General features: G+C 46.0%; 11 protein-coding genes. 7 read left to right on the top strand and 4 right to left on the bottom strand.

Going from position 1 to position 14,047, the window contains the following annotated elements:
• Positions 1-36: 36 nt before the first annotated feature.
• The 5 genes from HPY31_RS12310 to HPY31_RS12290 all read left to right on the top strand — a co-directional run bounded on the left by HPY31_RS12310 (position 37) and on the right by HPY31_RS12290 (position 5,950).
• The gene (locus HPY31_RS12310) at positions 37-798 is read left to right on the top strand and encodes a DUF4253 domain-containing protein (RefSeq protein ID WP_172140940.1); all 762 of its coding nucleotides are present in this window, start codon (positions 37-39) and stop codon (positions 796-798) included.
• Positions 799-885: 87 nt separating this feature from the next.
• A complete protein-coding gene (locus HPY31_RS12305; RefSeq protein WP_012685170.1) occupies positions 886-1,323 on the top strand; it encodes an SRPBCC family protein in 438 nt (145 codons plus the stop codon).
• 161 nt (positions 1,324-1,484) lie between these two features.
• Positions 1,485-1,616 (top strand): hypothetical protein, encoded by a 132-nt coding sequence (locus tag HPY31_RS29020; protein ID WP_256434407.1) that lies wholly within the window; start codon positions 1,485-1,487, stop codon positions 1,614-1,616.
• A gap of 376 nt (positions 1,617-1,992) precedes the next feature.
• Positions 1,993-2,922, top strand: coding sequence for an NAD(P)-dependent alcohol dehydrogenase (locus HPY31_RS12295; protein ID WP_172140939.1), 930 nt, complete (start codon positions 1,993-1,995; stop codon positions 2,920-2,922).
• A 97-nt stretch (positions 2,923-3,019) separates the two neighbouring features.
• Entirely contained in the window at positions 3,020-5,950 is a 2,931-nt protein-coding gene (locus HPY31_RS12290) for an AAA domain-containing protein (protein WP_172140938.1), read from the top strand.
• Between the two features lie 65 nt (positions 5,951-6,015).
• On the opposite strand, the gene HPY31_RS12285 is transcribed toward HPY31_RS12290, so the two are convergent.
• From HPY31_RS12285 to HPY31_RS12275, 3 genes are all read right to left on the bottom strand, one after another.
• Positions 6,016-6,861: a DegV family protein gene (locus HPY31_RS12285; protein ID WP_172140937.1), complete on the bottom strand. Its 846-nt coding sequence runs from the start codon at positions 6,859-6,861 to the stop codon at positions 6,016-6,018.
• Positions 6,862-7,087: 226 nt separating this feature from the next.
• Positions 7,088-7,945, bottom strand: a complete 858-nt coding sequence (locus tag HPY31_RS12280; RefSeq protein ID WP_012685177.1) for an amidohydrolase family protein — start codon at positions 7,943-7,945, stop codon at positions 7,088-7,090.
• 14 nt (positions 7,946-7,959) lie between these two features.
• Positions 7,960-11,055 carry a GNAT family N-acetyltransferase gene (locus HPY31_RS12275; protein ID WP_172140936.1) on the bottom strand — a complete coding sequence of 1,032 codons (3,096 nt, stop codon included), beginning with the start codon at positions 11,053-11,055 and terminating at the stop codon, positions 7,960-7,962.
• A 136-nt stretch (positions 11,056-11,191) separates the two neighbouring features.
• Here HPY31_RS12275 and HPY31_RS12270 point away from each other — a divergent pair, with 136 nt between their 5' ends.
• On the top strand, positions 11,192-11,911 hold the full coding sequence (locus tag HPY31_RS12270; RefSeq protein ID WP_172140935.1) for a metallophosphoesterase family protein: 720 nt from the start codon (positions 11,192-11,194) through the stop codon (positions 11,909-11,911).
• 69 nt (positions 11,912-11,980) lie between these two features.
• Here the strand turns inward: HPY31_RS12270 and HPY31_RS12265 are convergent, their stop codons facing one another.
• Entirely contained in the window at positions 11,981-13,195 is a 1,215-nt protein-coding gene (locus HPY31_RS12265; protein WP_172140934.1) for a GDSL-type esterase/lipase family protein, read from the bottom strand.
• Between the two features lie 226 nt (positions 13,196-13,421).
• On the opposite strand from HPY31_RS12265, the gene HPY31_RS12260 reads away from it, so the two are divergent.
• Entirely contained in the window at positions 13,422-13,955 is a 534-nt protein-coding gene (locus HPY31_RS12260; protein WP_172140933.1) for a 3'-5' exonuclease, read from the top strand.
• Positions 13,956-14,047: the final 92 nt, after the last annotated feature.

Here is a 14,047-nt window from a genome sequence, read left to right as displayed (position 1 = left end):
ATACGGTATGAAAAAAGCAAAAAAAGAGGTGTGACGATGGTAGAAGAGTTGTCGAATTACCTAAAAGAATGTGACATAGAAGTGGTTGCTGCGGAGGATTTCACGGTACCTGCTACACAGGATGATAAGCACAGCATTTTGGTTCTGCCTAGCTATAATATACTAGAGATGATAGAAGAAGCAGTGGACGAAGAGGGATCACTCTCTGATTATGTACATAAACAGCTAGAGGAGGTTCACGGTTTATCTGTGGAGGATGTCTTTCGGCGAATTGTGAAATCTCGCCTTTTGTATACAGACATTGAATCCGAGTTGAAAAGTTTGGAAGGAAAGAACTTTGAAGGCATCTATGAGGCATATTCCCTGATATGGGAAGGGGACGAGCTGATCAATGAACAACGCAGTGAAACAGAGACGGAGTCCTTCCTCATAAGTGAAAAATGGGTGCAGGATCGATTACAAGATGACGCCCTGATTGTCCTGGAATTGCCGAAAGCATCCGGCTATGAAGCACCGTTGTGGGTCCCGATGGGCGGCTATAATGAATGCCCACTGCCCGTTTACCAGTCCGTTATCGTAAAGCACTGGCAGGAGGCGTATGGGATTAAGATTCTCGCTGTGACAGAGGATACGTGGATTTTTCAAGCCGGTTCAAGACCGCAGACCTACGAGGAGGCCATTAAGCTGGCAAAAGAGCATTTCATCTTTTGTCAGTACGTCTTGGATGAGTTTCCTTCATTAGGGCATTACGCGGATTATTTAATGAAACAGGATGTATGGCATTTTTGGTGGGATTAACCCGCCATATTCCTGAAATATCTCCCGTGTTCCGACAATAAACATAACAAGATACCAAAGAACACTGGGGGAAGGGATGAGCAAATCATGCCTCAAGGAATACATGATGTGGAGCTGAACCAGCCCATCGGGGCGGTATGGCAGTTTGTGAGTATAGTGGAGAATTGGGTTCCACTGGTACCTGGCTACATCAGCCACGAGGTAATTAATGAACGTCGTGTCGCTTGGACGTTTACAGGCGATATCGGCATCATGAAGAAGACCATCAGCCTGCAAGTGGATATCACCGAATGGACGCCTCCGACCGAGGTGAGGTTTACCTTGACCGGGATTAGTGGGAATTTTACCGGTCATGGCTACTTCAAAGCGAAGGCATTGGGTGAGGCACGGACGAAAATGACGGGGTGTCTGGATATCACAGCCCATGGTGTGAAGGGTCCCATGATTAATTCCATTCTGAAATCCAATCTGCCCAAGACAACGCGAGAGCTCGTGGAGGCTATTGGAAAGCGTATAACGAAATAGCATCCTTGCCACCAAAACGAAACACGCCAGCGCGGCGTGTTTTTTTGTGTCATGTACGATTGGGAGATAGAGTAAATCAAAAAGTGGGCGGAGTTGACGCTTAGAGACAGCGATACATATAATTTCTTTAGACGATTCCAATTGTAACCACCAAACTGTATATGTCTCCGCCACGGTTGAAGGCCGTTACCCGTCATCGACTAATCGAGCAGGTAAACGAGGGCCGAAACCGTAAACTGACGGTCATTTCAGCACCAGCAGGCTCCGTGAAAACAACACTTGTCAGTGAATGACTCGCTAGCGGTGATCGACCCTTCGCGTTTTTTTACATACCTCTTCCCAGCGCTGCAAAACATTGGCCCGAATATTGGATCGGGCATATATCCTTGCTCCATTCTCTTCAACCTCTACCAATCGAATTGATTTGAAAACGGGGCCTCTTGACGATGCCATCTCTCTTCTGCTTGAACGCATGCCCCGGCAGATACATCTGGTAATTGCAACCCGTGAGGAACCACGACTGCCTATTGCCCGCCTACGAGTACGGAAGCAGTCGCACGGGCTCGCCAGTTGGGCTTGTTGTAAATTGCAAAACAATACTTAAGTATCTGTATACCAATACCGTGCTTCCGCTATACTCATGGCAAAGTACAGGATAGGAGGATGCCAATGAGAGCCGTGATATGCACAAAATACGGACCGCCCGATGTTTTGGAGCTAAGAGAAGTAGAAAAGCCTGTGCCTAGGGATAATGAAATTCTGATAAAAATTCATGCAACAACGGTTACTTCTGGAGACTGTAGAATACGCGCTTTCAAAAGTCCATTTTTGCTCTGGATTCCCATGCGCCTCGTGCTCGGCCTCACCAAACCGAGAAATCCGATTCTTGGTGTGGAGCTATCTGGAGAAGTCGAAGCGATCGGAAAACATGTAAAACGATTTAAAAAAGGCGACCAAGTTTATGCATTAAGCGGGATGCGATGCGGTGCGCACGCGGAGTACATCTGTCTGCAAGAAAACGCAATCGTGGGCTTAAAGCCGATAAATGTAACACATGAAGAAGCCGCCGCCATTCCTTTTGGGGGAACGACTGCCTTGCATTTTTTTCGAAAAGGAAAGCTGCAAAAGGGACAGAAAGTGCTGATCTACGGGGCTTCTGGGTCGGTAGGAACCGCCGCGGTACAGCTTGCCAAGTATTTGGGGGCTGAGGTGACAGCGGTATGTAGCTCAGCCAATTTCGATTTGGTGAAATCGTTGGGGGCCGAAACCGTCATCGATTACACGAAAGAGGATTTTACGAAAAAAGAAGAGCGGTATGACGTTATATTTGATGCGGTTGGGAAAGCAACGAAGTCCCATTGCGTAAAAGCATTGGTGCCCAACGGGATATTCCTGACAGTGGATGGGCAAGGGATTGCGAAGGTGCGGACGGAGGATTTGGCTTTCCTTAAAAAGTTGATGGAGGCAGGGGAGATAAAAGCGGTTATTGATAGACGTTATCCGCTGGAACAAGTACCGGAGGCACATCGATATGTGGAGACAGGGCGGAAGAAGGGGAATGTAGTGATTAGGGTGGAAGAGGTTAAAAAGGAAAATTGAAAAAGAGGAAATAACTGTATTATGATAGTTTTAGGGAAGGCGTTCCTCAGCCTTCTTTTTTTATTGTCTACTACTTGCGAAGGATTAGGAGAATGATATGGGGGCAACAGGTAAAGAAATCACACGGTATTTCAGGAGCGTAGTCGCGGCGAATACTCAGACTGGAATTGATTTTAAGGTCGACCCCTTTTATATCTTGCATCCAGTTGAGCTTATCAACGGACAGATAGAAGCGGACGTCTGTAATAAAATCTTTTTGGAAGGAAACAAGGGTTTTGCAAATGAAGAAAACAAGTCTCAAAAGGACACGATCAATGTCCTGATTTGCGCCAAAACAGTGAAAACTATCTTTGAGGCTAATGTCAAGTTTCAAGAAGAAATAGAAGAATTGACTGGCCTATTCTTTATTCCAGCGATTCTTCATAGAGATGGAAAGTTTAGATACGAAAGCAGCGATAAGAAACTGCCATGGTTTCCAAGAGAGTACCTTCAGCCCATGGTGGAGCCAAAGCTGTCTGTTGGCTATGCGGATGAGGTGGACCAATTTATTAGTAACCATGTAGATCGAATAGAACAACTCAAGACATGGTCCGATTACGTTGAATTTTTCAAAACGTTTTATGAGTATATTACCGGAGCTAAATTCGAACAAAACGAAATTCCAAATCGAGGAGGCGACGATTTACCGATCGAGTTGGAGAGTAATGTGTATCTCTTCGTTGATAACACAGTAAATTCCACCTATCATGTCATGAATTTGTACAACCATTTGCTGGAAAATGATTTACCTAAGGCTCTATATGAACGTTTCATTTCAACCAAGCCTGCTACTCTTGATTCCCTAATCGAGAATAGTCTGTCGAATATGAAGCTGCACGCTGGTCAAATGGGGGGAGAATTTCCTTTATCCCCTTCTCAAAGAGAGGCAGTCAATCATTTTAATCACATGAGAGACGGCGATATTCTGGCAGTCAATGGGCCACCGGGTACGGGGAAAACGACTCTCTTGCAATCTATCGTTGCTGATCTATATGTTAAAAGGGCAATAAAGAAAGAAAAAGCGCCGCTTATTGTAGCGACCTCGACAAACAATCAAGCCGTTACGAATATAATCGCTTCATTTGGAAAAATAAATAAGGTTGGGCTTTCTAATCTAGAGGAACGTTGGATTGAAGGGGTAACTAGTTTTGCTACCTATTTTCCATCGGGACAAAAAGAAAAGGAAGCACGAAATAATGGTTATCAATTCACGAATGCTAGAGGAGAGCATTTTGTTGCCAGTGTTGAAGAGAGAGAAAATCTCGAAAAATCAAAGAGCAAGCTGCTACAAAATTGCAATCAATATTTTGAAACAGAATATGTACAAGTAGCTGACTGCCAAACAAGGCTACACGAAGAATTATTGTTTTTTGAGGAGAGAAAACAAGCCTTACTGGTATTGTGTGACACGTTAAATCAATTTGAATGCAATGGGGAGCGAATAGATAGCTACCTCCATTTGTTGGAGGAAGGGATCGAGCGGGTTCAAAAGTCGATTCGAGAAATTCCTAAGAGAGTAAAGGAGTGGGAAGGCTGTTACAAAAAGATTCCATTTTTCTTTAGATGGTTCTCGAAAAAGCGTGTACAAACAGAGTTCACGCTATTCATGAACGAAGAAGAGTGGACTTTCTTGCAAGGCACTATGAAGCTAATCGAAATCAAAGAAATGTACAGCGTGCGCCTTGCTGAATATAATCAAAAGCTTACGGATCTCCAAAAGAAACGAGATGCTGTACTGAAATGGATCGAGCGGTATGATAACGAATTACAGCTATTAAATCAACATGGAGTCGAATGGCATGATGACGAAACAAGCAAATATGATGTTTCAATTGATAAGACGAACGATCTGATAGATAAAAAGATTCGATACGTTGAGTTTTGGCTAGCTGTTCATTATTTTGAATGTCGGTGGGTAAACGGGGAGGATGCATTAACCGAGAAGCAAGTTGGGAAATCTTTTAAGAATGTTTTGGAGAAGTTTTATAACCGGCTTGCGATGATTACTCCCTGTCTGGTGATGACTTTTTTCATGCTTCCGAAACAATTTCTAGCATATGGTGACCAAACTAATTTTTTTCTTTATAACTACATCGATTTGTTAATTGTGGATGAGGCGGGGCAAGTATCTCCAGAAATCGGTGCAGGTGCATTTGCTCTGGCAAAAAAAGCGATCGTTGTTGGGGACGTTTATCAAATTGAGCCAGTATGGAGCATAAACCGGGCATTGGATAAAGCACTTACACTTTCCAGTGGAGCGATTAATGCATTGGACAAGTATGACCAACTGGAGTTATGTGGATTAAATGGATATGGCTCAAGCGTGATGAGAGTGGCCGCAAAAAGCTGCCGTTATCAAAAATATGAAGAAAGGGGATTGTTTCTATCTGAGCATCGTCGTTGTTATAACGAAATAATTGATTATTGTAACAAGCTGGTTTACAAAGGGAATTTGGAGCCGAAACGAGGAAAAGGTACGGAGCATGCAGGGCGAGCAATAAAACAGTGGCCTCAAATGGCATATCGGCAGATTAACTCTGAAAACTCTAGCAAGCGAGGAACGAGTCGATACAATCGACAGGAGGCAGCCAAGATAGCTGAATGGTTGAACGATCATTTTGCACTCATTCAGGCTGCATATCCAAAGGAAGCAGAGCACAATTTGCTTGGAATCATTACTCCGTTTAAGGCACAGGTTCGATGCATCCAAGCAGAAATTGGAAAGCAAGCTCCTCATTTACGTTCGAAGATAAGTGTCGGTACCGTGCATACTTTTCAAGGGGCCGAACGAAATGTTATTCTTATGTCCACAGTATATGGAGGGAACGAAGGTTGCTTTTTTATTGATGCAAACAAGAGTTTGATGAATGTTGCAGTGTCTAGGGCGAAAGATCACTTTTTTGTATTTGGCGATAATCGGTGTTTGAAAGACGAGCCAAGTAGTGCAAGCGGGTTGCTTATGGCAAGTCTAGTGGGGAATTCAATATAGAAATTCAAGAAAAAGTCGCCTAGGTATCATCTTTCAATACCTGAGCGACTTTTTACGTTCAAGCCCTACTCATTTCTCCACGCAAGCGCCAGCGTCCCCATCCCAGCATGCGCCCCAATCGTAGAACTGATCGGCCCAACCAACACCTCGACATCGGCGTACTTGCTCTGAATTTTCTCTTTCAGTTCCAGCGCTTTGTCCAAGACGTTGCCATGCAAAATCTGCACGTGCTTCACGGAGTAATTCTGTTTGGCGTTCTCCAACTGTTCCAGCATACGTTTGACCGCTTTTCCTTCGGTACGAACCTTTTCATATACTTCAAACAGTCCATCTTTCATTTGGAAAATCGGCTTGATCTGAAGCAGATTGCCGATGAAATATTGCAAACCGGTCATTCGGCCGCCCTTGTAAAACTGGTCGAGACTGCCGACTAGGATATAGTTCTCAAAAGATTTGTATTCTTCGCGCAAGGAAGCTGCAATCTCTTGGTAGCCTTTTCCTGCCTTGGCTTGTTCGATTCCTTTTAAGATAATCGAGGTAATCGGGTACGACATCAGTTTGGAATCTACCGACTCGACAGGGAAGTCAATCATCTTGGCTGCTGTTGCGCTTGTATTATAGGTCCCACTCAGATCAGAGGAGAGGTGGACAGCAATCGCGCATTCATACTCTTCCTTTAATCGTTCGTAAAGCGACACAAATTTTCCTAAGCAAGGCTGCGACGTTTTTGGAGCATGTTTGGCGTGCACAATTTTTTGATAAAGCTGTTCAGGTGCTAAATCAATGCCGTCTTCATAAGTGCCATCTTCAAAGATAATCTCCAGTGGAACGACGTAGATGTCATGCTCTTCCATGACGTGTTCAGGTATGAGCGCGGTGCTGTCTGTAACCCAGGCAATTTTTTTCTTCAAGGAAACATGTCCTCCCCCAATTTAGTAGAAACCTTGCTATCTCTTTACTCTCGAAAGCTTAGGGTCATGGTTGTCCGAACCTGACGATGTATAAGCAAACTCGCATATACGTATCATAATACGAAAACTGTCGTTTTTTGTCGTAAATAGAAGAAGTTTTCTTGAACAAATGAAAAATCCCATGTTTCTTCGAGAGAAGAGACATGGGATTTAGGATTCGTATCGTCTACTCAACTAACGGCTTGATTTTGGGAAATACCTTCAATGCTGTCTTGTAAAACACATCCTCGTGATACTCCGCTGGGATCAGGTCCTGTACAAACTGGATATAAGACTTCACTGGTGCCAACGGCCAGTCTGTTCCGAACAAAAACTTGTCGTAATGATCACAATAGGTGATCGCGTGGCGCAGATGGGAGAAGAAGAGAGGAGATTCCGCGAGTCGCTTGCAATTGGCTGCGTCACCGACCATTAAGCCGGAGAGATCTGCAAACATATTGCGGTTTTTATAAACAACTTCTGCCCCATCGAGTACCCACGGATCGCCAAAATGGGCCATCATGAAGTTGACATCTCGATGTTTCACTGCCACCTCGTCCAGTGTGAGAGGGTGGGAGTATTTTAAGAGCCCGCGCTCTGAGTACGTATCGCCGGTGTGAAAGACGACAGGCACCTGGTATTTGGCAGCGAGTGCATAGACGGGATCGTAGACGCTATCATAGGCGTAGAAGGGATAGTAGCCCAAATAGATTTTCAACCCGACCACGTTGGGCTTTTGCAAATCAGCTTCCAAGCGTGCGACTGCTGCTTCATCCAGCTTGAACGGATTAATTCCCAGACAATAGACGAACTGTGGCGGCAACTCGTCTGTCAGGTCTAGTCCCATGGGAGTGAGAGCTTCCACATCAGGAAAGCCGTCTGGCTGAGTCTCTGTCAAGCCCATGCCTATCCCAAGAACCACGCCATTTTCGGCATATTCTTGCAAGAGACCAGCGACAGAGTAATCGACAAATGACTTTTCAGCTGCCGTCCGCTTGAATTCCTCGATATGGGATAAATGCATGTGCGCATCAATGATTTTCATTGTGAAGCCCTCCCTTATTTGGCAAAGCGAATCGCCCGTAAGTCAGATAAGGCATTGGATGGAAGCGTGTTGTCAGCAAACAGGAAAAAGACAGGCGGAGTAAAGGTCGTGCTGTTGTTTGGCAGATTCAGTTCGCGTATGACAGAAGCTACGGCCACTTCTTTGTTTGCGTATACTTGGAGGTCCGCAGTTTCGAGGTCAGTAACGATATGCATCTGATCCTTGCCGTTAGCTCGCCCGAGGACATAATCGGAGACTTCAAGGACATCCAATTCACCTTGTGCCAGCTTGTAGTTGAGCTCCTCGCCATTTGTACCGACGGTTTTCAGCCATACCGCCTCGTCCTCGGTTCCTGTCTGCAAAAAGATGTCAGTGGCCAATTCTTTGCCAGCAAAGTACGTTCCGGTATTCTGCTCGATCTCTACGGTATGACAGAGGACAGGTACCCCTGGCAGCAGCAAGTAATACTGGTGGCAAGTCAACCCGCGATACTTCTCCTGCTTTTTCACATGATAGCTCACCTTGATTCCCTGCCACGCATTTTGCTTGTTGTCGATTAGCTCGACAAAGGAAGCGGTACGCTCTTCCTTAACCAATGAAAACGCGCTTAACTCCTCCATATAGTTGCCGATTCCACCTGTCCATGGATTCCACCAAGATTTCGGCTTCCGCTCAGGGAAGGCGCTGTCCAGCCACTCTTGCCCATTGCTTGTAAGCGAGTAGAGTGTCGGAGCAAAATCTGGAGCAGCTTTGATCCGCAATCGTCCATTGTCGGCGATATAGACCTGCTGTCCCTCTTCCACTGTTTGCTCCTGGATGACCTTTCCTTGACCGATTGGGAAAATGGCGCTCTGCAAATGCGACACATGCGTAGCAAAACGTCCCTCTACTTGCACGAGGTCATATGGTTTTTCCGGCGTCTTGAAGGAGAAGCCAGATTCCCTCTCTTCCTCATCTTCTGTAAAGCTCTGCGTTTGTCCGGAAGCTGACTCACTCATAAGAGATGCCATCAGTTCTCCTTCCAAGTACTGCTGCTTGTACTCTTTCACCTGTACATCCACGTCTGTGCTTGAGACAAACGGATTCTGCCCATTGGCACTCAACTCCAGGTGAGAGGTCAAGATCAGGTCTGCTGGCATAGGTTCCTTACGGGCAAAGGCGCGGAACTCTTTCCAGTCGGCATAGCCCCCATGCGAGAAGTGAATTGGGCCGAACGATTTTTTTTCATGTGGGGCAAGCATGCCGAGATTGGTTTCCAGTGTGACGTACCAGCCTTGAATGTCAAAACGGTATTCAGGAGGCCAGCACATTCCCCATGGGGCCGTTTCATCCTGTGTAAAGAGCCAGTTTTCACTGACTAACTCAGCATCCCAATAATCCATATCGCTGCCATAGGAGGATGGTGTTTCAACATAACGGCCTTGGTACGGCACAATGGGGCGTAGAAAGCTGTGATGATAGCCTTGGTTAAGCCAAAGCTCAGCAGCCAGCTTGTCAGCCGAGTGATTTTCTATCTCCAATCTGTGTTCTACAGTGCCATCTCCGAACAGCAGCGTTTTGCTAACCAACGCTATTTGCGGGTAGGCACTGGATTGATACGTCGCAAGGATTCCGATTGCTCCCTTTTCAGCGATAAACACAACTTTCTCGGCACGCTTCTTCGAGAACTCACTGGAAAACGGTTTGCCGAGCTTGGGATAGTAGAGAGTAGTTGGGTCTCCGCCTGTCCCGCCGACAACGGCCATCTCATTATCTTCTTTGTTCAAGTAGAGCGAATGGCGGCCATGGTGAACTTGCCAAGCCTGTTCTGTTTCTCCCGACACCATCGCACCTAGTCCGGTAAAGGCAGCTCCGATTTTTTTGGCAAAAGAAACCGTTCTGCCATCTGCGAGCTTTGTCTCCACCTGTACGTTGGCTTCGTAAAAGCCGTGTTCATACAGTTCAGCGTTAAGCGGAAGCGAAATGCGCTCTTTGCCGGACAGTTTCAGTATGTGACGGTGTTCCTGTAAGCTGAAAAATGAGCAAGCGGGCAGCTCGAATACAAACTCCGCTTCTTCCGCAAAGTTGTTTTCCACGTCCAAATAAAACAGTTTTGTCTGTCCCGGATAGGAGAGGCCAGGTACATGCAAGGAAAGGGTAGCAGGAAACTTGGGGAGGATTCCCACCTCAAATAGAGCTGCCTTGCCGTTGATCAGCAGGTGGGTGCAGACACGCGGATGCGTGCGCCAGATGCTTTGCTCTTCTGTGATTGGATCCACAAAAAAGGTTGCAGCCAGCGTGGTTTCCCCTGTCACAGCCAGCTCGTGCTGATAATCAAAGCGGATCGTGTCGCTCGGTTGCCCGTTTAACGAAATTTGTAACGGCTTGCCTGATTTGTTGATGATCCGGTAGTGAATCTGATACTCCCGTCCAAAGACCAGCTCCAGCTTTTCCACTTCGGCGGACACGAGATAATCTTCTGTCTCGATGAGGCGCATGCCTCGACCGCGTCGCTCAAACTCCACGCGCAAGCTCTGTTCTCCTTTTGCCCAGGAGTAGGTGAAGTAATCAAAGCCGTTTTCCTTGCGTCCATCCGGCTCTACAACGATCTCCCGCGTGGAGTCCTGATACCAGTCGAGCTCTTCAAAATAATGGGCGATTGCTTCGGTACGGAGCACAGAAGGAATCATGTTCATCAGATGGGTGGCGTCGTCCCGGTCTTCCCAGAAAAAGCCGAACTTTTTATACAACGGAACAGCCTTCGTGTTTCCTGCCCACGTATACAGATCAAGTCTCGGCCAGCCGAGCTCAATCGTTTTTTCCAGTGCACATGAGAGTAGCATCCGGCCGACCTTTTTTCCGTGATAGTCGGGACGTACATTGAGCAACGGAATGTAGAGGGCGCCTGTATCTTCCCGATATTCGGCAAGGCTACAATAACCAACGACCGTTTCACCGTCCATTGCGAGATAGACAGTGATAGCGTCAGAGGCTGCCTCTTCTTGTCTGATTTGTTCGGCTGTCGTAATCGAATTTCCGCCTCCCCAGCTATCTCGGCTGGCATTCCACATATCTGCGACCGCTGCGGCTAGCTCAGGGCGGTAGGTGACAATTGAGATTGATGCTTCCATGCTTGTTAACACCTCGATTACATTGTTAAATGATGTATCTTATAAGAGTTGTACGTATGATCGACAAAATTGTTGCTAGTTTTCGGAAAAAGAATCGGAATATGGGATAATAAGAGCAAGCAGGAAGGAGATAGCGATGAAACGGAAACTTATTATTGGTGATATCCATGGATATTTTCATGTACTTAAGCAGCTACTGGAAAAAGTAAATTATAGGCCTATACAGGACCAAGTTATTTTTATTGGAGATTATATAAGTCGAGGACCTGAATCCCTAAAAGTTGTTTCAGAGATAAAAAGAATGGTGGAGGAAGAAGATGCAATTGCGTTAATGGGGAATCATGAATATTCTTTGATTGAATTTTTAGACTCTCGGAACCCTTCCTTTGATTTGTTTTTTCTACATCAAATGGGTGGTATGAACGCAATAGATAGCTTTCTTCAAGGTGTGGATGATTCCGTTTTTAACGATATAGAGCTTGTTAAAAGAACACTCAAAGTAGAGCGCAAAGAAGAAATTGATTTTATCAATCATTTGCCTTATTACGTTGAAGATGAAGGGCATATTTTTGTACACGCAGGAGTCTCTCCAAGGAATTGGCGAGAAACAACACCTTCTGATTTTGTATGGATAGGTGAGGATTTTATCGAAAGTCCAACAGGCATTGATAAAGTTGTGGTATTTGGACATACCCCAACTTCGAGAATAAAATCGAATCCAGAACCCAATCAAATTTGGTATTCAATAGAAGGGGATAAAATAGGAATAGATGGCGGGTGTGGCTATTCTGGTGGACAACTAAATGCGCTGGAAATCAATACGGAAGGATACAGGAACCACTTTGTCAAATGTTAAAATACACAGCCCCTACCCTCGTTAAAAGGTGGGGGCTGTTCGACGCTTTCCAACGAAAGGACCATTTCCTTACTTTACAACTCCCTTCAAGAAGTCCAGGAGCAGCGGATAGAAATGGGGTTTGAAGTGAACGCCGTTTTCTGCGTATTGGATTTTGTTGGCGGTGAATAAGGGTGACAAGTCCACGTAATCGACTTTGACTTCATCGGCCAACTGTTCAAGCGCTTGGTTGAAGTCCGTAATGTTCGCATACTGCGGTACTTGCTTCAGGGTTTCCTCGGCGACTGGCGGGATCGACAGGATGTGGAGCTTGGCGTTCGGCAGCTTGTTCCGGGTGATATCGATTAGCTGGCGATAGCGCTCGACGAATTCCTGCTTGTCCGACAACTTAATGTCATTGCTGCCCAGCAAAATGAATATATGCTCCGGTGCCCGGCTGGCGAGTTTCTCGACATTCATGAGGGCGAGAGAGAGCGTCGCGCCGCTCGGGGCGATGACATTCGCCGAATCCACTTTATTCAGATAGGACAACGCCCCCAAGATGGAATCCCCCAGGAAAACACTGTGCTTGAACGCTGCTTTATAGGCTTCGTTCGTATCGATGAGCGCCGGACCGCGAGACTGATTGGCCAGATCGGTCCGCTCCTTCAAATAGCCCAGTAGGATTGGGTAGAATGCGTTCGTGAAATGAGAGCCGTCTTCATCGTATTGATTCTTGTGCTGCCGGAAAATGGGGGCAAGGTCAATGTAATCGATACCCTTCTCCTTCGCCATCTTCTGCAAGGCTGCGTTAAATGTTTCAATCTGTGGGTTCATGGACGAACCGAACGGCGATGCGGCATCTACCGGCGTAATCGACAGCATGTAGACGCGAGTCGCCGGCAGGAGTTCCCTTATACGATCGACCAGCTGAGTGTATTTCTGTACGAATGTCTTCTCCGCTTCCTCTAGCGGTTCCCCAAGATCGTTCTGTCCCATTGACAGGAATACATAGGACGGCTTGCGGCTCGTGATCTCTTCGACGTTGTCCAGCGTAGATTGGACCGTTCCACCCAATCCCCCCATAACGTTCGCTTCAGGTAGTAGGTCATCGTTCGTCAGTCCTCCGATAATGGAGTCGCCTACGAACAAGCTGCTGCCGAACAATTCCTGAAAGCTACCTGCAGGCGCCTGTGTCGTAGCGAGCTGAGTCTGCCCCTTGTTGTCGGCCGCACTACAGGCGACGAGAGCCGATAGTATCGCCACTGATAGAAAAATACTTACCCATCGTTGTGCCATTTTCATTCTCAATATCTCCTTCTTGCAAGATAGCCAAATCATAGAAGAGAGAAATCAATATTGGGTGCAGATGAGATCAATATTGGGTGCAGACGAGGGGCGAGGTATTGGCTTGCTTCAAGTTGGACAAGGTGCAATTGCTAGCGGTAGTAGTTTTTAGGGGAAAATTGGTATACTTGCGGAGAAACCATACAAGGTTTATGATGCGATGTTTTATGTGGGAGGAATGACTATGAATTACATCATCTTTGACCTGGAAGCTACATGCTGGGAAAACGACAGGACGAAACAAAATGAAATCATAGAAATTGGAGCGGTAAAGCTGAATGAGAACCTTGCCGTGATCGGTGAGTTTCAAACTTTTATCAAGCCAAAGCTAAACCCTATTCTCTCAGACTTTTGCAAAAAATTAACATCCATTTCTCAAAAAGAGGTGGATCAAGCACCGAGCTTTGGTGAAGCAATCAGCCACTTTCAAAACTGGATAGGCAGTGAGTATCACCTTTGTTCATGGGGCTTCTACGACAAAAAGCAATTGAAAATGGATTGTGAATTACACAATGTGCCGTCAAGTTGGATTCGTCACCATATCAGCATCAAGCACCAACACGGCAAAATGATTGGAGCCGAGCGCGGTGTCGGGATGGGGAAGGCATTGCAAATGTTAAATATCCCTCTCGAAGGTACGCATCATCGTGGAATAGATGATGCCAGAAACATCGCTAAAATATTCGTCGAAATATTTGATCGGTTGGAGTTCTCCTGATCGTCTATCATACGCAAGTTGAGACAAATGTAAAATTAAGGTAACGGTAAGGTGCGATTTAGAAGCCATTAAGCTTAGCTCGTTACAATCAG

The organism is Brevibacillus sp. HB1.3, from assembly GCF_013186635.1.
GTDB lineage: Bacteria > Bacillota > Bacilli > Brevibacillales > Brevibacillaceae > Brevibacillus > Brevibacillus brevis_D.
Note: the sequence above shows the minus strand (reverse complement) of the source record. Positions and strands in the feature narration are given on the sequence as shown.

Bases quoted from the DNA above. Each gene is read 5' to 3' on its own strand.
- HPY31_RS12310 (WP_172140940.1), top strand. From the start codon at position 37: ATGGTAGAAGAGTTGTCGAATTACCTAAAAGAATGTGACATAGAAGTG.
- HPY31_RS12290 (WP_172140938.1), top strand. From the start codon at position 3,020: ATGGGGGCAACAGGTAAAGAAATCACACGGTATTTCAGGAGCGTAGTC.
- HPY31_RS12295 (WP_172140939.1), top strand. From the start codon at position 1,993: ATGAGAGCCGTGATATGCACAAAATACGGACCGCCCGATGTTTTGGAG.
- HPY31_RS12260 (WP_172140933.1), top strand. From the start codon at position 13,422: ATGAATTACATCATCTTTGACCTGGAAGCTACATGCTGGGAAAACGAC.
- HPY31_RS12275 (WP_172140936.1), bottom strand. From the start codon at position 11,055: ATGGAAGCATCAATCTCAATTGTCACCTACCGCCCTGAGCTAGCCGCA.
- HPY31_RS12305 (WP_012685170.1), top strand. From the start codon at position 886: ATGCCTCAAGGAATACATGATGTGGAGCTGAACCAGCCCATCGGGGCG.
- HPY31_RS12280 (WP_012685177.1), bottom strand. From the start codon at position 7,945: ATGAAAATCATTGATGCGCACATGCATTTATCCCATATCGAGGAATTC.
- HPY31_RS12265 (WP_172140934.1), bottom strand. From the start codon at position 13,195: ATGAAAATGGCACAACGATGGGTAAGTATTTTTCTATCAGTGGCGATA.
- HPY31_RS29020 (WP_256434407.1), top strand. From the start codon at position 1,485: ATGTCTCCGCCACGGTTGAAGGCCGTTACCCGTCATCGACTAATCGAG.
- HPY31_RS12270 (WP_172140935.1), top strand. From the start codon at position 11,192: ATGAAACGGAAACTTATTATTGGTGATATCCATGGATATTTTCATGTA.